The organism is Pseudomonas sp. NY15374, from assembly GCF_048068255.1.
Taxonomy (GTDB): domain Bacteria; phylum Pseudomonadota; class Gammaproteobacteria; order Pseudomonadales; family Pseudomonadaceae; genus Aquipseudomonas; species Aquipseudomonas machongensis.
The window spans coordinates 272,054-295,388 of the sequence record NZ_JBLUPZ010000005.1 but is presented as its reverse complement, the minus strand read 5'-3'; the positions used below and the strand labels follow the sequence as shown (position 1 = coordinate 295,388).

Annotated in this window: 17 protein-coding genes and 2 pseudogenes; 14 read left to right on the top strand and 5 right to left on the bottom strand. The window is 65.6% G+C overall.

The annotated features are described in order from the left end of the window. Positions 1-305 precede the first annotated feature (305 nt). The 3 genes from ACNFHO_RS13835 to ACNFHO_RS13825 all read left to right on the top strand — a co-directional run bounded on the left by ACNFHO_RS13835 (position 306) and on the right by ACNFHO_RS13825 (position 4,108). Positions 306-2,633, top strand: a complete 2,328-nt coding sequence (locus tag ACNFHO_RS13835; RefSeq protein ID WP_416766667.1) for a putative bifunctional diguanylate cyclase/phosphodiesterase — start codon at positions 306-308, stop codon at positions 2,631-2,633. Beyond that, positions 2,621-3,493, top strand: a complete 873-nt coding sequence (locus ACNFHO_RS13830; protein ID WP_416766666.1) for a phosphate/phosphite/phosphonate ABC transporter substrate-binding protein — start codon at positions 2,621-2,623, stop codon at positions 3,491-3,493. The genes ACNFHO_RS13835 and ACNFHO_RS13830 overlap by 13 nt, the downstream gene beginning before the upstream one ends. A gap of 66 nt (positions 3,494-3,559) precedes the next feature. Further along, positions 3,560-4,108 (top strand): lipocalin family protein, encoded by a 549-nt coding sequence (locus tag ACNFHO_RS13825; RefSeq protein ID WP_054894128.1) that lies wholly within the window; start codon positions 3,560-3,562, stop codon positions 4,106-4,108. A 10-nt stretch (positions 4,109-4,118) separates the two neighbouring features. On the opposite strand, the pseudogene ACNFHO_RS13820 reads toward ACNFHO_RS13825, so the two are convergent. From ACNFHO_RS13820 to ACNFHO_RS13805, 4 genes and pseudogenes are all read right to left on the bottom strand, one after another. After that, positions 4,119-4,553: pseudogene (locus ACNFHO_RS13820) on the bottom strand (methyl-accepting chemotaxis protein); the annotation flags it as partial. Positions 4,554-4,661: 108 nt separating this feature from the next. After that, positions 4,662-5,354 (bottom strand): annotated as a pseudogene (locus tag ACNFHO_RS13815) (PAS domain-containing protein); the annotation flags it as partial. Between the two features lie 695 nt (positions 5,355-6,049). Further along, positions 6,050-7,189: a glycerate kinase gene (locus tag ACNFHO_RS13810; RefSeq protein ID WP_414155324.1), complete on the bottom strand. Its 1,140-nt coding sequence runs from the start codon at positions 7,187-7,189 to the stop codon at positions 6,050-6,052. Between the two features lie 120 nt (positions 7,190-7,309). After that, positions 7,310-8,407, bottom strand: a complete 1,098-nt coding sequence (locus tag ACNFHO_RS13805) for a sugar diacid recognition domain-containing protein (protein WP_065863493.1) — start codon at positions 8,405-8,407, stop codon at positions 7,310-7,312. A gap of 161 nt (positions 8,408-8,568) precedes the next feature. Here ACNFHO_RS13805 and ACNFHO_RS13800 point away from each other — a divergent pair, with 161 nt between their 5' ends. Then, positions 8,569-9,897, top strand: a complete 1,329-nt coding sequence (locus ACNFHO_RS13800; RefSeq protein ID WP_054893963.1) for an MFS transporter — start codon at positions 8,569-8,571, stop codon at positions 9,895-9,897. A gap of 49 nt (positions 9,898-9,946) precedes the next feature. On the opposite strand, the gene ACNFHO_RS13795 is transcribed toward ACNFHO_RS13800, so the two are convergent. Then, a complete protein-coding gene (locus ACNFHO_RS13795) occupies positions 9,947-11,647 on the bottom strand; it encodes a sulfatase-like hydrolase/transferase (protein WP_416766665.1) in 1,701 nt (566 codons plus the stop codon). A gap of 385 nt (positions 11,648-12,032) precedes the next feature. Here ACNFHO_RS13795 and ACNFHO_RS13790 point away from each other — a divergent pair, with 385 nt between their 5' ends. Genes ACNFHO_RS13790 through ACNFHO_RS13745 form a run of 10 tightly spaced genes read left to right on the top strand, consistent with a single transcriptional unit; the run spans position 12,033 to position 23,333 of the window. Then, entirely contained in the window at positions 12,033-13,397 is a 1,365-nt protein-coding gene (locus ACNFHO_RS13790; protein WP_416766664.1) for a UDP-glucose dehydrogenase family protein, read from the top strand. Then, positions 13,394-14,458 (top strand): NAD-dependent epimerase, encoded by a 1,065-nt coding sequence (locus ACNFHO_RS13785; protein WP_112898025.1) that lies wholly within the window; start codon positions 13,394-13,396, stop codon positions 14,456-14,458. Before ACNFHO_RS13790 ends, ACNFHO_RS13785 begins: the two co-directional genes overlap by 4 nt. Next, positions 14,455-15,201, top strand: a complete 747-nt coding sequence (locus ACNFHO_RS13780) for a sugar transferase (protein ID WP_054893959.1) — start codon at positions 14,455-14,457, stop codon at positions 15,199-15,201. Before ACNFHO_RS13785 ends, ACNFHO_RS13780 begins: the two co-directional genes overlap by 4 nt. A 1-nt stretch (position 15,202) precedes the next feature. Beyond that, the gene (locus ACNFHO_RS13775) at positions 15,203-15,850 is read left to right on the top strand and encodes a CpsD/CapB family tyrosine-protein kinase (protein ID WP_054893958.1); all 648 of its coding nucleotides are present in this window, start codon (positions 15,203-15,205) and stop codon (positions 15,848-15,850) included. A 22-nt stretch (positions 15,851-15,872) separates the two neighbouring features. Then, the gene (locus tag ACNFHO_RS13770) at positions 15,873-16,892 is read left to right on the top strand and encodes a polysaccharide biosynthesis/export family protein (RefSeq protein ID WP_054893969.1); all 1,020 of its coding nucleotides are present in this window, start codon (positions 15,873-15,875) and stop codon (positions 16,890-16,892) included. 14 nt (positions 16,893-16,906) lie between these two features. Further along, a complete protein-coding gene (locus tag ACNFHO_RS13765; RefSeq protein WP_416766663.1) occupies positions 16,907-18,481 on the top strand; it encodes a GumC family protein in 1,575 nt (524 codons plus the stop codon). After that, a complete protein-coding gene (locus ACNFHO_RS13760) occupies positions 18,442-19,875 on the top strand; it encodes a glycosyltransferase family 4 protein (protein WP_416766662.1) in 1,434 nt (477 codons plus the stop codon). The genes ACNFHO_RS13765 and ACNFHO_RS13760 overlap by 40 nt, the downstream gene beginning before the upstream one ends. After that, positions 19,872-21,242 (top strand): O-antigen ligase family protein, encoded by a 1,371-nt coding sequence (locus tag ACNFHO_RS13755; RefSeq protein WP_063544512.1) that lies wholly within the window; start codon positions 19,872-19,874, stop codon positions 21,240-21,242. Before ACNFHO_RS13760 ends, ACNFHO_RS13755 begins: the two co-directional genes overlap by 4 nt. Beyond that, the gene (locus ACNFHO_RS13750; protein WP_372821043.1) at positions 21,239-22,204 is read left to right on the top strand and encodes a glycosyltransferase; all 966 of its coding nucleotides are present in this window, start codon (positions 21,239-21,241) and stop codon (positions 22,202-22,204) included. The genes ACNFHO_RS13755 and ACNFHO_RS13750 overlap by 4 nt, the downstream gene beginning before the upstream one ends. Next, entirely contained in the window at positions 22,197-23,333 is a 1,137-nt protein-coding gene (locus ACNFHO_RS13745; RefSeq protein ID WP_416766661.1) for a glycosyltransferase, read from the top strand. Before ACNFHO_RS13750 ends, ACNFHO_RS13745 begins: the two co-directional genes overlap by 8 nt. Positions 23,334-23,335 lie beyond the last annotated feature (2 nt).

The window sequence follows — 23,335 nt, the reverse complement described above, 5'->3', positions numbered from 1 at the left end:
AGAGCACACCGATCTCGGTGTAGGAGCGGCCTTGTGCCGCGATCGGGCGCGAAGCGGCCGCAAACTCGGCAACCGAGGTTTTCCTGATAGATCTCGGCGCCTGGTTTTACGGCCGCTTCGCGCCCGATCGCGGCACAAGGCCGCTCCCACAGGGGTTGGACTGGCCTCTAGATTTTGAACAAGACGCTTGCTCCTGCACACAAAGGAGCAGGCTGCGGTGGATAGAAGCATTTCGCCACCAGTCATTCCTCTGTCATCTTGCTGTCTTATTTTTGCTGCACCACAGGGCCCGGGAACAACACAACGTGAACCGCCGCTCCCCCTCGCCTGCAGGCTTGTTGCCCCTGCTGCTGCTGATGCTGTGCACCGTCACCCTGGCCTTTCTCTGGGGGCTGCATTTCACGCAAAAGGCCGCCGCCCGTCATGATGCCCTGGCGGCCAAGGCCGCCGAGCACCTGAACCTGGCCAGCATCGTCGGCGAAAGCCTACGCCAACTGGTCGATCGGGCCCAGGCCGTAGGGCGTGTCACTCAGGATGACCTGCTCAACATGCGCCAGGGCAACCTCAGCTTGGCGCGGCTGCTGGCCGAAGACCCCGTGTTCAAGCGCATGAGCCTGTACGACCAGCAGGGTCGGCTGGTCTCCGCTAGCCATTTCGACGAAGCCCAGCAACTGCCGGAAGACTGGCTCAAGCAGCTCAAGCAACATGTCGCGCGCCATGGTTTCAAGCCCTTCATGCCCCAGATCGCCCCCGACAACGCCCCCAACGCCTTGCCAAAATGGCGCCTGCCCTTCCTGCTGCCGCTGACCGACCTGAGCGGCCGCGAGATCGACAACATTCTCGTGGTACAGCTGGACATCGGCTACCTGGCGGTGCTCTTCCAGCACATCGACCTGGGTCACAGCGGCCTGTTGCGCCTGCTCCAGGCGGACGGCCAGGAGCGCGTACGCATCGACAGTAGCGGCGTGGTGGTGGCCGCCGAGTCGCTGGAGCCGGAACTGCCCAGCGGCAACAGCGACGCGGGGCAGTTCACCCAGTACACCTACGCCAGCACCTACCAGAGCCTGTACCGCCGGGTCGCCGACCGCGGCTTCAGCGTGGTGGTCAGCCAGCGTCATGACGAGATTCTCGCGCCCACCACCCTCGCCTACGACCGCCAGTTCTGGCTGAACCTGTGCATGACCCTGCTGATCCTCGGCGGCCTGTTCTGGAGCCTGCGCCTGCTGCGCAAGCGTCAGGAAGCCTTCAGCGAGCTGGAGCAGACGCAACAGGTCAACCAGCAGTTGATCGGGCGCCTGGAGGATGAACACCGACGCAGCAGCCACGCCGCCGCCACCGACCACCTCAGCGGCCTGCACAACCGCCGCCAGTTCGTCGAAGTCGCCGCCCAGGCCCTCGCTCGCCAGCGCGCCCGGCGTCGCCTGACGGCGATCCTGTTCATCGACATGGATCGTTTCAAGTCGATCAACGATTCACTCGGCCACAAGATCGGCGACCTGTTGCTGCAAGCCGTCGCCGGGCGCATCCAGCGCATGCTCGAACCCGAAGACGAAGCCTCGCGCTTCGGCGGCGATGAATTCGTGGTGCTGTTGGCCGGCAACCGCAGCGAGGAACAGATCGACGCCTGGGTCCGCGCGCTGGTGGTCAAGCTTTCCGCGACCTACGCCCTGGACGGCAAGGAAGTCAACACCAGCCCCAGTGTCGGGGTGAGCATCGCCCCGCGCGATGACCAGGAAATCGACAGCCTGATCCGCTGTGCGGACGCGGCGATGTACTCGGCCAAGCAGGCAGGGCGTGCGCAGTACCGCTTCTTCGACCCTTCGCTGAACCTGCCCGACATCCAGGCCTTCACCCTCGAACAGGCCTTCGGCAGCGCCCTGGCCGAGCACCAGTTCGTGCTTCACTTCCAGCCGCAGATTCGTCTCGACACCCTGCAGGTACTGGGCTACGAGGCACTGGTGCGCTGGGAGCATCCCGAGTTCGGCCTGCTCTACCCGGACCGTTTCATCGGCATGGCCGAGCGCAGCGGCTTCATCGTCGAGCTGGGCTGGGAGGTGCTGCGCCTGGCCTGCGAGGCGTTGGCGAGCTGGCAGGCTCAGGGCCGTGATACGCGCCTGGCGGTGAATGTCTCGGCGCTGCAACTGCGCCAGGCCGACTTCAGCGAGCGCTTGCTGGAAAACCTGGCGCAGCATGCCATCGACGCACGGCACCTGGAGCTGGAGATCACCGAAACCACCGTGCTCGACCCCGAAGGCACAGCCCTTGAGCACCTGCACCGGCTGCGCGCGGCCGGTATCGGCATCAGCCTCGACGACTTCGGTCGTGGCTACGCGGGCTTCGCCCACCTGCAGGCGCTGCCGCTGTCGAAGCTGAAGATCGACCGCGCCCTGATCGCGCCGCTGTGCAACAGCCATGACGACAGCCCGATCGTCTCCTCGACCATCATCCTGGCCAAGCGCCTGGGCCTGGAGGTGGTGGCCGAGGGCGTGGAGACCCGCGAGCAGTTGGTGTGCCTGAAGCTCGCCGGTTGCGACATTGCCCAGGGCTATCACTTCAGCCGTCCGCTGTCGCCGGCACAACTGCGCGACTACCCGCCCTTCAATGCCCTTGAGGAGAAATCATGCGTGCATTGAAAGCACTGACACTGCTGGCCCTGATGCTGCCAGCGGTCGCCGCGCGGGCCGACTGTGCGCCCCGCAGCCTGCGCCTGGCGGTGATCCCGCTCAAGGGCGCCGAGGCGATGCTGCGCGAGAACCAGCCACTGTTGCAGCGCCTGAGCGAGGCCACGGGCGTGCCGGTGGAGCTGGTGGTCGCGCCCTCCTACGAGGGCGTGGTCGATGCCATCGTCTCCGGCGGCGCCGACATCGCCCGGCTGGGGCCGGCCTCCTATGTACTGGCGTACCGTCGCGACCCGCAGGTCGAGGCCTTCGCCACCTTCACCCTGAGCGCCGGGCCCTATACCCCGGCCGGCAACCACTACCAGGCATTACTGCTCACCCGCAGCCCGGGGCCTGCGGACCTGACGGCACTGCGCGGCAAGCGCGTGGCACTGAGCGACCCGGCCAGCACCTCCGGCAGCCTGGTACCGAGCGTCGAGTTCGCAGCGCAGGTGACCACGCCCTTGCAGCGCTACTTCGGTGCGCTGGTGTACGCCGGCACCCATGACAAGGCGCTGCAGGCCCTGCTGGAAGGGCGCGTCGATGCCGCCTTCGTCGCCAGCGAGCGCGCCGACGCCTACCTTGCCAGCCACGCCATCGACCCCGCCAGGCTCCAGGTGCTGTGGCGTTCGGCGCCGATCTACTACGACCCCTACGTGTTCCGCGCCAACCTGTGCCCGGCGCTCAAGACGCGCATTCGCCAGGCCATGCTCGACGACCCCGAAGCCCTCGCCGCCTTCGCCCACTCCCAGGACGCCAGCGGCCTGGTTGCGGTCAGCCATGCCGAGTATGCCGCGCTTGAGCGGATGATGGACGCCGCGCTGGAGCCACGCTGAAAGATTCAACTTTCGCCAGTGTCCGTCGTCCAAGCAATGACACCACAGTCATTGCGGAGGTTCTTCATGGCGATTCGCGCCACCTTGCTGGTTTCCTGCCTGGCCCTGGCGCTGGGCGGTTGCGTCGGCTCCTCGGCGGACAAGCCGCCACCCAAGACCATGCCGGTCAATCTCGAGCAGTACCAGGGCAAATGGTACGAACTGGCACGCCTGCCGATGTTCTTCCAACGTGACTGCGTGCAGTCCGAGGCTAATTACCAGTTGCGCGAAGATGGCCAGGTCGATGTCACCAACCGCTGCCGAGACGAAGACGGCGAGTGGCAGGAGGCGACCGGCATTGCCCAGCTGCAGCAACCCGGCCAGACCGACAAGCTGTGGGTGAGGTTCGACAACTGGTTCAGCAAACTGGCGCCGGACACCGCCAAGGGCGAATACTGGGTGCTGTACCACGATCCGGACTACCGCGTGGCCGTGGTTGGCCATCCGAACCGCGAGTACCTGTGGCTGCTGTCGCGCACCCCTACGGTGAGCGAACGCACGCGCAACCAGTTGCTCGAAGTGGCTCGCCAGCGCGGCTACGATACCCGCGAGCTGATCTGGCGCCAGCCCGACTGATATCTGCGGCTCAGCGCAGGTCCTGGGTCACCTGCCCGACCGCCTGCACCACGCGGCGTGCGCCTTCCTGGATATCGGTGATGGCGCTGCCCGCCTGGCCTGCCAGGGTCAGCCCGACCCCCGCCTGCTCGCGGCTGTGTTCGATCTCCACCACCGCTTGATCGGCCAATTGCTGGTTACGCGCCACCACCGCGACGATCTCTTCGGTCGCCGCGCTGGTGCGCGCTGCAAGCTGGCGCACCTCATCGGCGACCACGGCAAACCCGCGCCCCTGCTCGCCCGCACGGGCCGCTTCGATGGCAGCGTTGAGCGCCAGCAAGTTGGTCTGCGAGGCGATGCTGCCGATGGTCTGCACGATCGAGCTGATGACCAGCGACTGCTTGCCCAGGGCCTCGATGGTGGTCGATGCGCTGTGCATCTGATCGGCCACCGCCTGCATCGTCTGCACCGCTTCCTGCACCACGCTCGCCCCCTCGCGGGCACTGATGTCGGTGTTGCGCGACACCTCCAGGGCCATTTGCGCAGCGCGGCGGATATCGTCCTCCTTGCGCACCTGGTCGGTGATCACCGAGGCGAACTTGATCACCCGGCTGATCTTGCCCTCGGCGTCGTAGACCGGGTTATAGCTGGCCTCCAGCCAGACTTCCTGCCCCCGGCTGTCCAATCGGCGGAAGCGCCCGGCGACATAGCGCCCGCTGTTGAGGGTCTTCCAGAACTCCTGGTAGGCGGGACCTGCAGCCTCTTCCTTCGGACAAAACAGGCGATGGTGCTGGCCGACCAGTTGCGTGAGCGAATAGCCCATGGTGCCGAGGAACTGTTCGTTGGCCGTGAGGATATTGCCTGCCAGGTCGAACTGGATCACCGCAGTGGAACGCAAGAGCGCCTCGACGAATGCACCGTTCTCACGGCTCTTGTCGATCTGTGCCGTGACTTCGCTGCCGTAGCCCTGTACGTAATCCAGACGGCCATCGTCGCCGCGCACCGGTAGCCAGGTCAGGTGCAGCCAGATCAATCGGCCTTCGCGGGTGAGGAAGCGGTAATCGTCACGAATCGGCTCGAAGCGTGACAGCGCCTCGTTGAAGCGCCGATAGCACGGCAGAGCGGTCACGTACCCCGGCACCACATCAGCCAGGGCCTGGCCGATCAAGGCGCCATGCGGATGCCCCAGCGCAGCCGAACAGGCTTCGTTACAGGCGCTGATCCGGCGCTCGGCGTCCAGGCGCAGCGCCAGGTTGCCTCGTTCCATTGGGTCGAGCAGCGCGCGCAGGCGTTTGACCTCGGCTTCGCTTGCCGCGAGCCGAGCTTTGATTTTGCGATCGAACATGGGACACCTTGCAAACAGTTGTGTGGTAGAGCACGCACGCATCCTGCAAGCCAGCTTCCCTGGTGGCCGTCAGGCCCCGAGTTCCGGGGGCCCGTCACTTTCAAAGGAGAATGTGATGCAGCATCTCAGGAAAGACCGAGCGCCGCTATCAAAGTGCTATTAGCCGTTACAAAATAACGTTTTGATCCGATGAACGGTCGTGTGCTATTGGGTGGCTGGGGGGCTAGAGGAGGTTGGCTGGAAGGGGGGGATTGGGGCTGGAAGGTGCTCGCCGGGAGATTTTTAGTGGCCATGAGATCGAGCGCCGCCCGCGCGGCGCTTCGCGGGCAAGTCGGAGCGCCGAACCGCCGCTCCTACAGTTTGTTTCGGGCCAATGAATCCTGTGGCATTTTCGCGCGACCCCTTTGGCGCACGACGCGGTACCGAGTCGTACACACCAGGCGGTCGCGCGCCTGTGGCACAGGCATAACTGGCCGGAAACAAATGTGGGGGCGGCGGTTCGGCGCTCCGACTTGCCCGCGAAGCGCCGCGCGGGCGGCGCTCGATCTCATGGGCACTAAAAACCTTTCGGCGAGCACCTGCCAGCCCCCACACAAAACCCTCGAAAGAGATGACTCCTACACCCCGCGCGCCAACCGCCACAACCGTGCGATATCCCCCGCCCGCCCCTCGAGCAGCGCCCCGGCCTCGGCACAAGCGCGCTCGAGTGTCATCGGCCCGCTGGTCACGGCGAACGCGGCATCGATGCCATGGGCATACAACGCCTCGTAGCCCTCCCCCAAGGTCCCGGCAATCACCACCACCGGCACACCGTGACGCTTGGCCACGCGGGCCACGCCCATCGGGGTCTTGCCGCGCAGGGTCTGGGCATCGAAACGGCCTTCGCCGGTGATCACCAGGTCCGCGCCCTGCACCAGCCCGTCCAACCCGGCGAGCTCCGCCACCACTTCGACCCCAGGACGAAAACGCGCGCCCATGAAGGCCTTGGCCGCAAAGCCCATGCCGCCCGCCGCACCGCAACCGGGAGATTCACGCAGGTCTTCACCCAGCAACTGCGCGCAATGATCTGCGAAATGCCCCAGTGCCTGGTCCAGCTGCAACACCTGCTCGGGCGTTGCGCCCTTCTGCGGGCCGAAGATCGCCGAGGCACCATTGACCCCGCACAAGGGGTTGTCGACATCCGCCGCCACCTCGAACTGCACCTCGGCCAGACGCGGATCAAGGTCGCTGGCGTCGATGCGTGCCAGTTGCGCCAGGGCCAGGCCGCCCTCGGCCAGTGCCTGGCCTTCACGGTCCAGCAAGCGCAGGCCCAAGGCCCGCAGCATGCCGCTGCCAGCGTCGTTGGTGGCGCTGCCGCCGATGGCGAGCACGATGCGCTGCGCACCTGCCGCCAGGGCTGCGGCAATCAGCTCGCCGGTGCCCCAGGTACTGCTGCGACAGGCATCGCGCTGCGCGCTGGGCAGCAACTGGATGCCACTGGCCTGGGCCATCTCGATCACCGCGGTGCGGCTCTGCGCCAACCAGCCCCAGCTAGCCTCCACTGGCGCCCCCAGCGGCCCGCGCACCACCTGGCGGCGCTGCTCGCCCTCGGTGGCCGCGACGATCGCCTCCATGGTGCCCTCACCGCCATCGGCCATCGGGCACTCGATTCGCTCCGCCTCGGGCCAGACCTTGGCCAGCCCGGCACTGATCGCCCGGGCGACACCGGCGGCATCGAGGCTGTCCTTGAACGAATCGGGGGCGATGACGACTTTCATGGTGAATCTCCTGGTCCTGTTAGCCCGCATGCTGACAGCTGCGCGCCAGAGCGGCCTCGGTCGGATGCACAAAACACCTGGCCGGTTGTTTGGGCAAATGCCACTGCCCGGATCCGGGACTCACTCGGCGGGTAGCAGTTGCAAGCCCAGGTACAGGCTCAGCATCCCTTCCAGACGCAGCGGATCCACCTCGCCCAGTTCAGCGATTCGCTCCAGTCGATAACGCAGGCTGTTGCGATGGATCCCCAAGGCATCGGCGCATGCCTGGCTTTGTCCGTCATGGGCGCACCAGGCACGCAAGGTGGCGAGCAATTGGCCGCTGGCATCCTTGGCGCGGATGCGTTGCAGCGGTTCGAGCAACTCGTCCAGGGCATCATCGTTGCGGTGGCGCCAGAGCAACGCCGGCAAGCGATAGCGCGACAAACTCAACACGCGCTCGCCGGGCACTACCTCGCGGCCATACGCCAACAGGTCGCGGACCCGACGGTAACCTCGTCGCAGTTGTTCCAGGCTCTGCGCCACACTGCCCAGGGCCAGGCGCTGGACCTGCCAGCCATGGCGCTGCAAGCGTTCGATCAGACGCACCTCATCCAGTGCCACGCTTGCCGGACGGCACCAGAGCAACGATTGACGCGCCGGGCTTACGCACCAGCTGTCCGGGTAGCGGCTGGTCAGCCAGGCCGACAGCGCTTCGCCCGGTGGCCCAGCCTCCAGTTCGAACAGGCAAGGCACCCTAGGCAGTTGCGGCTTGAGCCCCAGTTGCCGGGCTTCGTCCACCAGCCGGGGGGACTCGCCACTGCCACCGAGCAGCAGCGCCAGCAGATCGTCGCAGCGCTGCCGGCGCCACTGTTGCTCGACCTGCAGGTGACGCTGGGCCAGGAGCATCTCGGCGGTCATGCGCACCAACTCGCCGTAGGTGCGCAGTTGCTGCGGATCGCCGGTAAGGCCGAGCACGCCGATCAATCGGTCGTCGAGCATCAACGGCAGGTTCACCCCTGGCTGCACGCCCTTGAGACATTTGGCCGCCTCGCTGTCGAGTTCGACGATGCGCCCATTGGCCAGGACCAGTTGCGCGCCCTCATGGCGGGTATTGATGCGCTCTGGCTCGCCGCTGCCCAGGATCAGGCCCTGGCTGTCCATGACGTTGACGTTGCACGGCAGGATCGCCATCGCCCGGTCGACGATATCCTGGGCCAGGTCGTGGTCAAGCTCGAACATGTGGGTTCCTTGCAGTGGCAGACTTTGTTCCGCAGCACAGCCGTGCGTGCCCTACGCTGTGCAAAAGCACAAAGACAGCGGCGCCCTGCTCGCCGAGACTCGTTTCAGGCGAGCGCCGGAACAGGCGCCGCGTGACAACCATAACAACAGAGAATTTCATCATGGCACACAGCCCTGCCCCTGACCAAGGCCAAGACCCCAGCCGCAATGCGCTGTACCGGCGCATCACCCTGCGGTTGATCCCGTTCATTTTCATCTGCTACCTGTTCAACTACCTGGACCGCGTCAACGTCGGCTTCGCCAAGTTGCAGATGCTCGACGCGCTGAAGTTCAGCGAGACTATCTACGGCCTGGGCGCCGGGATCTTCTTCATCGGCTACGTGCTCTGCGGCCTGCCCAGCAACCTGGCGCTCAACCGCTTTGGCCCACGGCGCTGGATCGCGGTGATGATGATCGCCTGGGGCACGCTCTCGACCTGCCTGCTGTTCGTCACCACGCCGATGGAGTTCTACGTGCTGCGCCTGTTCACCGGCGCCGCCGAAGCCGGCTTCTTCCCCGGCGTGGTCCTGTATCTCTCGCGCTGGTTCCCGGCTGACCGCCGCGGCCGCATCATGGCCCTGTTCATGTCGGCGATCCCGGTCTCGGGTCTGCTCGGCGGGCCGTTCTCCGGCTGGATTCTCGACCACTTCGCCGCCGGCCAGCACGGTCTGGCGGGCTGGCAGTGGATGTTCCTGATCCAGGGCTTGCCGACCGTGGTGCTGGGCATCCTCGCGGTGTTCCTGCTCAGCGATGGCTACCAGAAGGCCGCCTGGTTGTCGGACAGCGAGCGCCAACTGATCGCCAGGGACCTCGCCGCCGATGCCGCGAGCAAGCCGAGCACCACCGGCGACAGCGTGTGGGCCGTGCTGACCAACCCGCTGATCTGGACCTTCGGCTTCGTCTATTTCTGCATCCAGAGCGGCGTCTATGCGATCAACTTCTGGCTGCCATCGATCATCAAGAACCTGGGCTTCGACAGCCCGCTGCTGATCGGCTGGCTGAGTGCGATCCCCTACCTGCTGGCCGGTGTGTTCATGATCATCGTCGGTCGCTCGGCGGACCTGCGCAACGAACGCCGCTGGCACTTGGTAGTGCCGATGCTGATGGGCGCCATCGGCCTGCTGATCGCGGTCAACTTCGCTAGCAACCCAACCGTGGCCATCCTCGGCCTGTCCATCGCCACCATGGGTGCCCTGACCGGCCTGCCGATGTTCTGGCCGATGCCGACCGCGCTGCTCAGCGCCAGTGCGGCCGTCGCGGGCCTGGCGATCATCAACTCGGTGGGCCAGATGGCTGGCTTCCTGAGCCCTTACCTGGTTGGTTTCATCAAGGACCAGACCGGCTCGACCGACGCTGCGCTGTACTCGCTGGCCGGAGTGATCGTGCTGGGCAGCCTGGTGGCCCTGCGCGTGTCGCGCGCCGGGGCACTGAACGCCGCACGAGCCAACTGACGCCTGGAGGCGCGGGCTTGCCCCGCGCCTGCCGCAACGGCATGTGCGCTCAGGGCGCCGCAGTCACCGCAACACCCTTGGCCTGTTCAGGGGTCACCACCTGGCTGAGGTCGATGTGACGAAAGTCCGGCTTGGCGCCCAGCCGTGCGTTGAAGCGCACGTTGAAGGTGAACGGGTCGTCGGTCGGCACATCCAGCGCCTGGCCGTAGATACGAGTGACGGCTGCGGCGTCATAGCCCAGCAGCTTGAGCAGCGTCGGATAGATGTTGTAGTGGCTGGAGGCGTTGCGGTTCTGTGGCAGGTGAGCCTGCCAGTCCAGGGCCTTCACGCCCGCGCCCTGGATCACCACCAGCGGTACCAGCCCCTCCTCCATCACCGGGTCGCTGTCGCAGTGGGTGTTCAGGCCCGGATTGCCGCGCTCATGCAGGTCCTGGCCATGGTCGGAGGTGTAGATCAGCACCGCCTGGCTCAGGTCGGCCTCGGCGAACAGGCGGCGAAAGAACTCACCCACGTTCCAGCCCAGCGTATTGCGGTACGCGTTGCGATACAGCACCCAGTCTTCGGGGCGGCCATCGAAGCCGTCGCGGGTGGCGGTGTCGGCCACATCGGTGAAATGCCCACGCGGCAATGCCGGCTGGTAGGTCAGGAAGGCGTCGGGGTACTTGTCGTGCACCGGGAAATGCGCGCCAACCTTGTTGATCACGATCAGTTGCGCCTGGCCATCCTTGAGCAGGCTGACCAGTTGCTCCAGCGCCGCCATGTCGCGCTGCATCACGGGGGTGTCGTCGAACTGGACGAAGCGGTCGATGTCGCGCTTCTCGGTTTCGTCCATCAGGTTCTGCAGATTGCCGCCGGTGCGCTGGGCATCGATGTACACCGTGCCCAGCCCTGCTCGCTTGGCGTATTGCCAGATCGACGGCTGGGTCGAATTGATGCGCAGGTAATCGCTGCGGGTGCCGCCGTAACGCAAGGTGACGTTGGTGTCGGCGCTGCAGTTGGCCACCGAGGCCGCGTAGCCGTAGTTGACGATACTCACCCCTGGGTGCGGCTGCAGCAGGTGAGTCGCCACGCCGGCAGGGGTGTTGAGGTCCAGGTAGTTGCCCGAAATGCTCTCGTCGATGATCAGCACGATATCGCGCGCCATCGGCTTGCCGGACTGCGCCAGGCTCACCGGCTCGCGTGGGCCGACACGGTCATGCAGCGCCTCGTAGCCGAACAGGCTCACATAAGCCAAGGGTGTGTACATCACCGGAAGGCCGCGGGCACCCTCGCCAGCGCGGATGAACAGCACGCCGATCAGCAACGCCAGCGCCAGAAATGGCGCGACAACGGGCACCAGGCGCGGCAGGCGCAGCACAGCGCCCGGGCGCAAGCCCACACCCAACAGCACCAGCAGCGCGTTGAACGCCGCCAAGGTGATCGCATAGTGGTACTGCTGTAGCGCTTCCTGGATGAAGCCACCGGCATACACCATGGACACGAACGCACTGTAGGTGAGGTAGGAATGGGTGATTCGCATATAAGCATCGAAGAACAGCGCACTCACCGCAAAAGCCAACGCCAGCACCCAGCGCAGCCAACCTGGGCGAATCCACGCCGCCAGCAGCAACCCCACCACCAGCACCCCCGCCACGCCCAGGTACAGCAGCAAAGGCAGGCCAACACCCAACGCTTCTATCCGCTCCCGGTAATAGCCATGGAAGCTCGCCAGGTAGAGGAACAACAGGGCCAGCTTGATCCATCCGCGCATGATTCGACCACTCCGGTCATGGGTTTTCATTCAAACCGTAGCAGTCTTGAAACAAATCACAAGCCGGAAAAGTCAATTTTCCGACGGTATCTCAACGCCATATTCTGGCGCAAAAAACGTATCGCGGTTGAGACGCTCTATCGTCACGACCCCGCATTATTCGTGGCCTGCAACCGTTCATCGGTTCATCGAACGGCCAAATGCCAGTAGCTTTCAACGCTAAACCCCGGATTGGCAAAGGGTTGGTGGCCAATGGCCGTTTTGTTTAGCGTCTGTAAATGCGACGAAACATGCCATTGGTTTGACGCATTTCCCGCGAGCTGAGCTATACAGAAATCACACCACTGTTTCATACCCCTTACTCATCCATACGAGGCACGCCGACATGGACGTGAGCGTTTTTGGCACTGGCTACGTAGGACTGGTACAAGCGGCGGCACTTGCCGACGTCGGCCACCGGGTCCTGTGCGTGGACGTGGATGCCCACAAGATCAACCAACTGCGTCAGGGCGTCCCACCGATCAGCGAGCCGGGCCTGTCGGGCCTGCTGGAAGACAACATCAAGGAAGGTCGCCTGCTGTTCAGCACCCAGGCCAGCGATGCGGTCAGCCATGCCGAGCTGATCTTCATCGCCGTCGGCACCCCACCTGACGAGGACGGCTCGGCCGACCTGAGCCATGTGCTCAACGTCACCCGGCAGATTGCCGAGCTGATGGAGGCCGACCGCACCCTGATCGTCAAATCCACGGTACCGGTCGGCACCGCCGACCAGGTCGTGACCCTGGCCCGCGATGAACTGCAGCGCCTGGGCAAGGACCATTTGCAGGTGCGTGTGGTGTCCAACCCCGAATTTCTCAAGGAAGGTAGCGCCCTGGCCGACTGCATGCGCCCCGACCGGATCATCGTCGGCACCCATGACGAGGTCGCCCATGACCAGCTTGCCGAGCTTTACGCGCCCTTCTGCCGCAACCACGAAAAGCTGATGTTCATGGACAACCGCAGTGCCGAGCTGACCAAGTACGCCGCCAACGCCATGCTCGCCACGCGCATCAGTTTCATGAACGAACTGGCCAACCTCAGCGAACACCTGGGGGCCGACATCGAAGCGGTGCGCCGCGGCATCGGGTCGGACCCACGCATCGGCTACCACTTCATCTACCCCGGCTGCGGTTTCGGTGGTTCGTGCTTCCCCAAGGACATCAAGGCGCTGCTGCACACCGCCGAGCACAGCGGCATGCCCCTGCGCCTGTTGCAGAGCGTCAACGAAGTCAACGACCAGCAGCGGCGCATCCTGTTCGCCAAGCTCAAGCAGCGCCTGGGCGGACTGCGCGGCAAGTCCATCGCCCTGTGGGGCCTGGCCTTCAAGCCCAATACCGACGACATGCGCGAAGCACCGAGCCGCTACCTGATGGAAGCGCTGTGGGACGAAGGCGCCACGGTGCGAGCCTATGATCCCGAAGCGATGGACGAATGCCGACGCCTGTACGGCTACCGCGACGACCTGCAACTGTGCGCCACCCGCGACGACACCTTGCAGGACGCCGACGCCCTGGTGATCTGCACCGAATGGAAGAACTTTCGCGTGGTGGATTTCTCGCTGCTGGCCAGCAAGCTGCGCGCACGGGTGATCATCGATGGCCGCAACCTGTACAACCCCGAGCAGGTCGCCGCCCACGGCCTGCACTACAGCGGCATCGGCCTGCGCCAGGTCGCGCCCGACCAGAGCGCCCCGCAGGTCGGCGCGCCATGAAAGTGCTGGTCACCGGCGCGGCCGGTTTCATCGGTGCCCACACCTGCCTGCGCCTGCTGCGCGACGGTCATGAGGTGCTGGGCCTGGACAACTTCAACGACTATTACGATCCGTCGCTCAAACATGCTCGCGTGCACTGGGTGCGTCAGAACGTCGGTGACTTCCCCCTGCACTGCTTGGACCTTGCCGACCGCGACGCCATGGCCCGGCTGTTCGCCGAGGAGCGCCCCGAGGTGGTGGTGCACCTGGCTGCGCAAGCCGGTGTGCGCTACTCGCTGCAGAATCCCCAGGCTTACCTGGACAGCAACCTGGCGGGCTTCCTGAACATTCTCGAAGGCTGCCGGCGCCACCCGGTGCAGCACCTGCTGTACGCCTCGTCCAGCTCGGTGTATGGCGCCAACCAGCGCACGCCATACCGGGTGCAGGATGCAGTCGATCATCCGCTGTCGCTGTACGCCGCCACCAAGAAAGCCAACGAGGCCATGGCGCACAGCTACAGCCATCTGTTCGGCATCCCTTGCAGCGGCCTGCGCTTCTTTACCGTCTATGGGCCCTGGGGCCGCCCGGACATGTCGCCGATGCAGTTCGCCCGTGCCATCAGCGAAGGCCGGCCGATCCAGCTGTTCAACCATGGTCGGCACCAGCGCGACTTCACCTACATCGACGACATCGTCGAAAGCCTGGCGCGGCTGCTGCCCTACCCGCCCCGCGCCGATGCGCAGTGGGATGCCTTCAGTCCCGACGCGGCCAGCAGCGCAGCACCCTGGCGCCTGTTCAACATCGGCGGCCAACGCCCGGTGGAACTGCTCGACTACCTGGCCCTGCTGGAAAAACACCTGGGGCGCGATGCGGTGATCGAGTTGCTGCCGCTGCAACCGGGCGATGTGCTGGCCACCTGTGCCGATGCCAGCGCCCTGGCCCGGGTCACCGGCTTTACCCCAACGATTTCCCTTGATGAAGGGCTCGGGCGATTCGTCGCCTGGTTCAAGCACTACTACTCGCACGGTGCCACAGATGGCGAACCTGCAGGCGAGCAGCCGAAACAACGGAGGGTGATATGACAGGACAACCGAAAAGCGCCCAGCTGCAGGCGCTGTACCAGGATAAACGCATGGATCCGGCGCACCGCCAGCGCATCGATGCCGCCATCCACATGCAAGGCCGTGGCTGGATGACCGGGCGGGTCGGCGGGCGCCCTTGGACGCTGTCGCGGACCAACCGCGTGCTGTCATGCCTGGCGGCGCTGAACCTGCTGCTGTTGCTGTCGCCGGTATTCCTGGCATTGGCGGTGATGATCAAGAAGTCCAGCCCGGGCCCGGTGTTCTTCGTGCAGAAACGCACCGGCTACCGCGGCCGCCTGTTCGGCATGTTCAAGTTCCGCACCATGGTCGCCAACGCCGAGGCGCTGAAAGACTCGGTACGCCACCTGAACAAGCACGGCGCCGACTCCATCGATTTCAAGATCGACAAGGACCCGCGCATCACCTCGGTGGGCAGTTGGCTGCGGCGCAGCAGCCTGGACGAGCTGCCCAACCTGATCAACGTGGTCACCGGCGACATGCGCCTGGTCGGCCCGCGCCCTACCTCGTTCAACGCCTACCGCTACAAGGATAACCACCTGGCACGGTTGTCGATCTACCCCGGCATGACCGGCCTCTGGCAGATCTCCGGACGCAGCAACATCGATTTCGACCAACGCGTAGAGCTTGACCTCAGCTACATCAACGAACAGAGCCTGCTGCTGGATCTGAAAATCCTGCTCAAGACCCCGTTCAAGGTTTTCACTGGCCACGGAGCAAGTTGAGATGGACGGTTCCACTTCTAGAAGCCTGAGTATCGCCAACCCGAGCGAGACCAACCTGACCGCCACTGTCCTCGACCTCGACCAGCGCACCCTGCTGCTGACCGCGGCCAACACCGGAACCGGCACCAGCACCAGCGCCCTGGCCTTCGCCAGCCAGCTGGCGCTGATGAGCGCGGGTGCGGTGCTGCTGATCGACGGCAGTTCCAGCAGCAATGGCCTGAGCCAGCAACTGGGGCTGAACAAGCTGCGCGGCTACACCGATCTGTTGTTCGACGAGGACACTCCACCCTTGGCGCAGGACTGCGTGGTGCACCTGTCCGACCAACCATTCGACGTGCTCCCGGCGGGCACCTGGAAGCGCGGACGCGACCGCCTCGACCCCGAACGCCTGCGCATCCTGTTGCGCCAGTTCGCCGCCCACTACCGCTTCGTGGTGATCGACGGCGAGGCCATCTATGCCAGCGCCGACAGCCTGGTGATCGGCACCCTGGTCGATGGCGTGATCCTGGTGGTGTGCGCCGAGGAAACCCGCTGGGAAGTGGCCCAGGCTGCCGCCCAACGGCTGACGCAAGCTGGCGCGCGGCTGATCGGCAGCGTGTTCAACAAGCGCAAGTACTACATGCCCAAGTGGCTGTACGACAACCTGTGAGAGGACGCACGCCATGATCGCCATGAGATACCCCTCGATTGCCCTGTGCGTGCTCGCCCTGGCCGGTTGCGCCAGCCAGGAAAGCCGCGAAATGCCGGTACAGATCCTCACCGCACCAGCGGCCGAGAGCCAGGCCACCGAAGTCGCCCGCCGCGAACAGGTGCTGCGGCCACAGGACGTGCTGGAAGTGATCTTCCACGTCAGCAACCGCTCTGCCGGGGTGTACCGCATCCAGTCCGGTGACACCCTGGACCTCAACTTCATGGCCGCCAGCGGCCTGAACGGCCAGCAGCTGGTGCAGCCCGACGGCAGCATCACCCTGCCATCCACCAACGCGTCGGTGCGCGTCGAGGGCCTGACCCCGAGCGAAGCGGAGAGCGCCATTCGTCAGGCCTACAACGACAAGCGCGTGTTCAAGCCCAACCGCGACCAGGTAACGGTGCGCGTGCTCAGCCCCATGACCGACGAGGTCAACCTGAAGAACGCCCTGAGCCACCCCGGCACCGGCATGAGCCGCGACATCACCGTGGGCAACGACGGCCGCGCGACCTTCCCGGAAATCGGCTCGGTGCCGCTGCAGGGCATGACCGTCAACCAGTTGCGTGACTACCTCAACGAGCGCTACGCCAGCCTGCCCGGGCGCATGAGCGTGGATGTGCTGCTCAAGTCCACTGCCGCCAACGAGATCTACGTGCTCGGCGAAGTCGGCCAGCCGGGCGCCTTCCAGATCCGTCGTCCGGTGTCGGTGCTCGAGGCCCTGACCCTGGCCCGCGGCCCGACCCTGAAGGCCAAGCTCGGCTCGGTGGTGATCATGCGCCGCGAAGGCAACACCGTGCATGCGGTCAACTACGACGTCGACCAGGCCCTCTCCGGCGGTAGCCAGAAGCTCGCCTACCTGCAGCCCGAAGACATGCTCTATGTACCCAAGACCAAGCTTGCCAGCGCTGCCGAGCTGTCCCGGCAACTAGCTGACGTGGTGCTGTTCCAGGGCTTTGGCTTCAGCTTCAGCTACCGCGTCGACAACAAAGAAAGCAACGACTGACCAGGGGACGGACCATGACCACGCAACCGAAAGAAAACTATGTGCATGAGTTCTTCCGCGTCTTCTTCGCCAACCGCCAATTGGTGAAACGGGTGTTCCTGATCTTCGCGGTGATCGCGGTGATTCTGCCGCTGGTGCTCAAGCAGAGCTTCGACATCACCGCCGAAGTCATCGTGCAATCGAAGAAGCTCTCGCAAAGCGATACCAGCTCCTCGCTGGCGCAGCAGGCGGACCAGTTCATCCCGCCGTCGCTGGCCGACATGGAGACCGAGAGCAACATCCTGCGCTCGCCCACGCTGATCCGCCAGACCATCAGCCAACTGCGCCAGGAAGGCCAGTACCAGGCCGATCCCGGCTTGCTGCGACGCACCGTGATCGACCCGCTGCGCCATGGCATCGTCGATCCGCTGCATCGCCTGCTGGGCAAGTCGGTGGCCGACGAGCGCGATACCCAACTCGACGAGCTCACCGATCAGGCGGTCAAGGACCTCAAGATCGAGACCCTGCCCGGCTCCAACGTGATCTCGGTCACCTACAGCGCCGATGACGCCCGCCTCGGCACCCTGTTCGTCGCCCGCCTGCTGGACAACTTCCTGAAGAACCGCCAGGACCTGCAGTCCAACGAGCTGCCCGAGACCTTCTACGAGCAGAAGAAACTGCACTACCAGGCGCGCCTGGGCGACCTCGAGGGCCAACGCCTGGCCCTGCTGACGGCGATCGGCTCGTCCGATCCGAAAGAAGAGATCACCTTCCGCCTCAATGCGATCAACACCGAGGAACAGGCACTCAACCTGCAGCGCGACCGCAAGCTGGAGAACCAGCAGTGGCTCGACTACCTGCAGAGCAGCCTGGCCGCGGCAAGCAAGGCGAAGATGGCCGACTATGCCTTCCCCTACACCTTCACCACCACGGTCGACAACGTCGCCTTCGAAGACCGCGAGATCAAGCAACTGGGCGAGCAGCTGACCACCCTGTTGGCCCGCTACAACGGCGATGCCACGGTGTTCCAGCCCGGGGCCGAGCAGATGGTCCTGGCACGCCAGCAGATCGCCCAGCTGCGCGGCCAGTTCCTCAAGATCGTCGAGAACCGTATCCGCGAACGCCAGCAGGACCTGGCCGTGACCCAGCAGGTGATCGACCAGAAGACCCAACGCATCGGTGAATACAAGAACCGCATCACCGAGCTGCGCGAGACCCAGAGCAAGACCCGCCAGCTCGACACCGAGATCGATGCCCTGCACAAGGCCTTCTCCACCTATGCCCAGCGCTATGAGGAAAGCCGCGGCCAGGGCCTGCTCGATGGCAGCCAGTCCAACGCGCGGATCCTCAGCGCACCCTATGAGCCGGCCACCGCGTCGTTCCCAAAACCTGGCCTGATCATCCCGTTCGGTCTGGTCACCGGCCTGCTGCTGGCCATCGCGCTGGTCTACGTCAAGGAGTTCTTCGACCACCGCTTCAAGCACCCTGCACAAATCAGCCATGAGCTGGGCCTGCCGGTGCTGCTGGTGATCAACGACCAGACCCCGGCGCTGCCCAACCCGCACAAGTCGTGGTCGCTGCCTCGCCTGATGCACTGGGTGCGCAATTGAACGCTGCCGTGCCCGCTACCGGCCAGTTGATCCTGCATCTGCTCAGCAGCGGCGGATTCTACGGCGCCGAGCGCATGCTCCTGGACCACTGCCAGGCAACCCCTGGCAGGCACCGGGTGCTGTTCCTCGACGCGCCGCAGGATCTGGTGATGCGCTTTCGCGAAGCCGGCATCGACTGCCAGAGCTGCCATGGCCTGGGCGCACTGCTCAGGCAAGTGGCGGTCGTGCGTGGGGAGCGGCCGTTGATCAACACCCACAACTTCAAGGGTATGGTCTTCGGCTGGCTGGCCGCGACCCTGTGGCGCCTGCCACTGGTGACCACCCAGCACGGCTTCACGCCGCGCAGCACCAAGCAGCGCTTCTACACCTGGCTGAGCCTGCAACTGTGCCGCACACCCACGGTGGCGACCGTGGTGTGCGTGGCCGAGAGCATTGCCCGCATCCACCGCCAGGCGGGTGTTCCAGCCAGCAAGTTGCAGGTGATACCCAACGGCCTGCCGGAGCCTGTGGCATCTGTGCAATCTGCCCCTGTGGGAGCGGGCTTGTCCCATGATGGCAGCACCGCAGTGCAGGGCACCGGCTGCGCCGGTGATCGCGGCACAAGGCCGCTCCCACAGGGTTCGCTGCAGGCCGCAACACCTCCTGTGGGAGCGGGCTCGTCCCGCGATGGCAGCACCGCGGTGCAGGGCACCGGCTGCGCCGGTGATCGCGGTACAAGGCCGCTCCCACAGGGTTCGCTGGAGGCCTCGACACCTGTGCATTGCGCAACCCCCACGGCCCCTGTGGGAGCGGGCTCGTCCCGCGATGGCAACACCGCGGTACAGAGCCAGGGATCGCGCCAAGCCCCCTGGCTGGCAGGCTATGTCGGGCGGCTGTCCAGCGAAAAAGGCCCCGACCTGTTCCTCGACACCCTGATCCCGCTGTGCCAACGCCACCCGCACCTGCACGCGGTGATGCTCGGCGACGGCCCCGAACGCGCCACGCTGCAGGCGCGCATCGATGCCGCTGGGTTGGCCGAGCGCATCACGCTGCCGGGTTTCCAGCGCGACATGCAAGCCTGGATGACCCGACTGGATGCCCTGGTGATCAGCTCGCGCACCGAAGGCACGCCAATGATCCTGCTCGAAGCCATGCAGGACGGCGTCCCGGTGGTGGCCTTCGGTGTCGGCGGCATTCCCGATGTGATCGAACACGGCCGCAGCGGGTTGCTTGCCGCACCGCTGGCGGTCGATGAACTCGCTGCCCACCTGCAGGCGCTGCTGGGCGATCCGCAACAGGCTGAAGAACTGGTGGCCCGCGCCCGCCAGACCCAGCGCGAACGCTACCACCTGCCGACCCTGGCACAACGCTGGGCCCTGGTGTACCAGGGCACGGCCATGGAGGTTGTCGCATGATCATCCCCCTATCGCTGGTGGGCCTGGTGGCCCTGCTGTCGCTGGGGCTGCTGGCCAGCCCCTACCCTTACCTGGCCCCTGGCGCCGTGGTCGGCCTGGCCGGTGCCTTGGTGCTGTACCGCAAGCCAGCCTGGGGCCTGCTGGCGATCGCCGCGCTGGTGCCGCTCGAAGGGCTGCTCAAGGACAGCATGGTCTCCGGCGCCAAGCTGATCGGCCTGGGCCTGGTGCTGATCCTCACCCTGCAACTGGCCGTGCGTCAGTTGCCGGCCGAGCGCCTGCGCAGCAACCAGTGGCGGTTGCTGATCCCGTTCATGGCCCTGTACCTGCTGAGCCTGTGGACCAGCGACAGCGTCGAGCTGTCGGTGCTGCACCTGCGTGAACTGCTGGTGGGGCTGGTGGTGTTCGTCATCACCCTGCTGGTGGGGCGCGACCTCAATCTGCCGATGCTGGCGCGGCTGATCACCGTCAGTGTCTGCGTGACCTGCCTGTTCGCCATCTTCTCCACCAAGTACCAGGAGCAGGGTCGCGCCTCGGCCATGCTCGACCCCAACGCTTTCGCCCTGCTGATCACCATCGCCATGCCGCTGGGGTTGTGGCTGGCGATCAAGACCCGGCAGATTCCACTCAAGCTGTTCTGGGCCGGCTGCTGCCTGTTGCTGCTGGTGGGCATGACCAAGACCGAGTCGCGCTCAGGCCTGGTGGTGCTGCTGATCAGCCTGGGCATCGTGCTGTACAACTACCGCGAGCAACTGACACGGATCCGCCCGCGTCACCTGGGCTTCGCCATGCTCGGCCTGGCCATTGTCCTGCCGCTGGGCGCGGCCCTGATGCCGGCCGGCTACGCCGATCGCATCCAGTCGCTGATGCTGCTCAAGTCCGGGGTCAATGCGCACCAGGACGAATCCCTGGGCCGACGCGCCTCGTACCTGGTGGTGGGCAAGGAGATGATCAGCCACAGCCCGATGCTCGGCACCGGCCCCGGCACGTTCCCGCTGCACTATGCCGACACCGGTTTCTCCAAGGCCTTCGCCCCGGTCAACAGCAAGACCACCGATCTCTATCGTCGCGCCCACAACACCTACCTCGAGCTGTTCAGCGAGACCGGAGTGCCGGCGGGGCTGGCCTTCGTCGGCATGATCGCCCTGGCCCTGCGCAACTTCTGGCAGGCCCGTGCGGCCTGGCGTGCCACCGGCGAGCACGATAACGCCGACCTGATGACCCACCTGACCATGAGCATGCTGGCCATCGGGCTGTTCCTGATGTTCCTCAGTGCCCCCAGCCACAAGTACCTGTGGCTGATGCTGGCGCTGTCCAGCGTGCTGCTGCGCCAGGCCACCGCGTCGCGAGACGTGGAGGCGCGTCGATGAACCAGGTAAGCATCGTCATCCCGATGTTCAACGAAGCCCGGCATATCGGCCGCACCCTCGATGCCGCGCGCAAAGCCGCCCACTGCGCGGGGCTCGGCTGTGAGCTGATCGTGGTCGACAACGGCTCCAGCGACAACGGCCCTGCCATTGCCCGACAGCACGGTGCCCAGGTGCTGAGCCTGCCTGGCGTGGCCATCGGCGCCCTGCGCAACCAGGGCGCGCAGGTCAGCCACGGTGAATGGCTGGCGTTTCTGGATGCCGACATCGAGGTGCCGGACAACTGGCTCGACCTGCTGCTGGGCCTGCAGCGCCGCGGTGAAGGCGACGTCTTCGCCCTCGACTGTGACACCCCGCGCCAGGCGCCATGGTTCGCCCACGCCTGGCAACGCCGCACCCTGCGCGCCGGGCAGACGGTACAGGACTGCACCTGGCTGCCCACCCCCAACCTGCTGATGCGCCGCACCTGGTTCGACCAGGTTGGCGGCTTCGATGAGCGCCTGCGCACCGGCGAAGACAAGGACTTCACCCTGCGCCTGCACGAAGCCGGCGCCCGTTTGCGCGTGCTGCGCCAGCCGGTGGTCCTGCACTGGGGCTTCGAGGGCAGTTGGGGTGAGTGGCTGGGCAAGGAGATGTGGCGCCAGGGCAGCCACTTGCAACTGCTGCGCAGCCATGGCGTGAGCCTGCGCCTGCTGCGTTTCCCGCTGCTGTCCGTGGGCGCCTGGGTACTCGACGCCATGGCGCTGTCGACGCTGCTCGAAGGTTTCCCCCATGTGGCCCTGGTACTGCTGCTGATCAGCGCCCTGCCTGCCCTGGCGCTGAGCCTGCGCCAGAGCCTCAGGCACCACGACACGTTGCTGACCCTGCAGCTCTGGGGCCTGCACTGGCTGCGCCTGCACCTGGCCGGCGCTGCGTTCATCCTCAGCCTGTTCAACCGCACCGCAAGGAGGCCCGCCCGTGGCTGAGATCATCTTCTGGTTGTGCCTGCTGTTGCCGCTGTACGCCTGGGTCGGCTATCCCGTGCTGCTGACCCTGGCTGCACCGTTCTTTCCTGTGCGCACACCCGGTCCGCTAGCGCCGCAGCGGGTCAGCGTGGTGATCGCCGCGCACAACGAGGAGCGGCATATCGAAGCCAAGCTCGCCAGCGTGCTGGCCCAGGACTACCAGGCCGCCGAACTGCAGGTGGTGGTGGCCAGCGACGGCTCCAGCGACCGCACCGTGGCGCTGGCCCGCGCCGTGAACGATCCACGGGTACAGGTGCTGGACCTGCCGCGCCTGGGCAAGACCGGCGCGCTGAACACTGCGGTGAGCGTCTGCCGCGGCGATATCCTGGTGTTCACCGACGCTGACAACCAGTGGGCCGGCAACACCCTCGGCCTGCTGCTGGCGCCCTTCGCCGACGCAGATGTCGGCGGGACTGCCGGGCACATGATCATCCCCGCCCCAGGCAAGGGCCTGAGCCTGGGCGACAGCCTGTATCGCCATTACGAAGCCTGGGTGCGCAAGGTCGAAAACCGCACCGGCTGCATGGTCTCGGCCGACGGCGCCCTGCTCGCCCTGCGCCGCCCGCTGTACCAGGCGATTCCCAAACAGGTCAACGATGACTTCTACATCAGCACCTGCGCCCCGGCCGCCGGCCAGCGCATCGTCTACGTGCCCGAGGCGGTCGTCCTCGACCAGGGCGTGGACGAGGCCGACAAGCAGTTCCGCCGTCGCCAACGCGTCACCGTCGGTGGCCTGCAGAGCCTGGCCGCGCGCAGCGAACTGCTCAACCCGATGCGTCACGGCCTGTACGCCATCGCCCTGATCAGCCACAAGCTGATCCGCCGCCTGGCGCCGGTACTGTTGCTGCCGCTGCTTTTGGCCAACCTGTGGCTGGTGGGTGAATCGCACTTCTACCACCTGACCCTGACCGCGCAACTGCTCGGCTATGCGGCCGCAATCGCCGGCCTGCTCGATGCTGGCCACCGCCTGCCCAGGCCATTCCGCCTGGCCGCCTTCGTGCTGGTGACGCTGGCGGGCATGAGTGTCGGCCTGTGGCAATTCCTGCGCGGGCACAGCTACAGCCAATGGAATCCCGACCAGAATCGATGAGC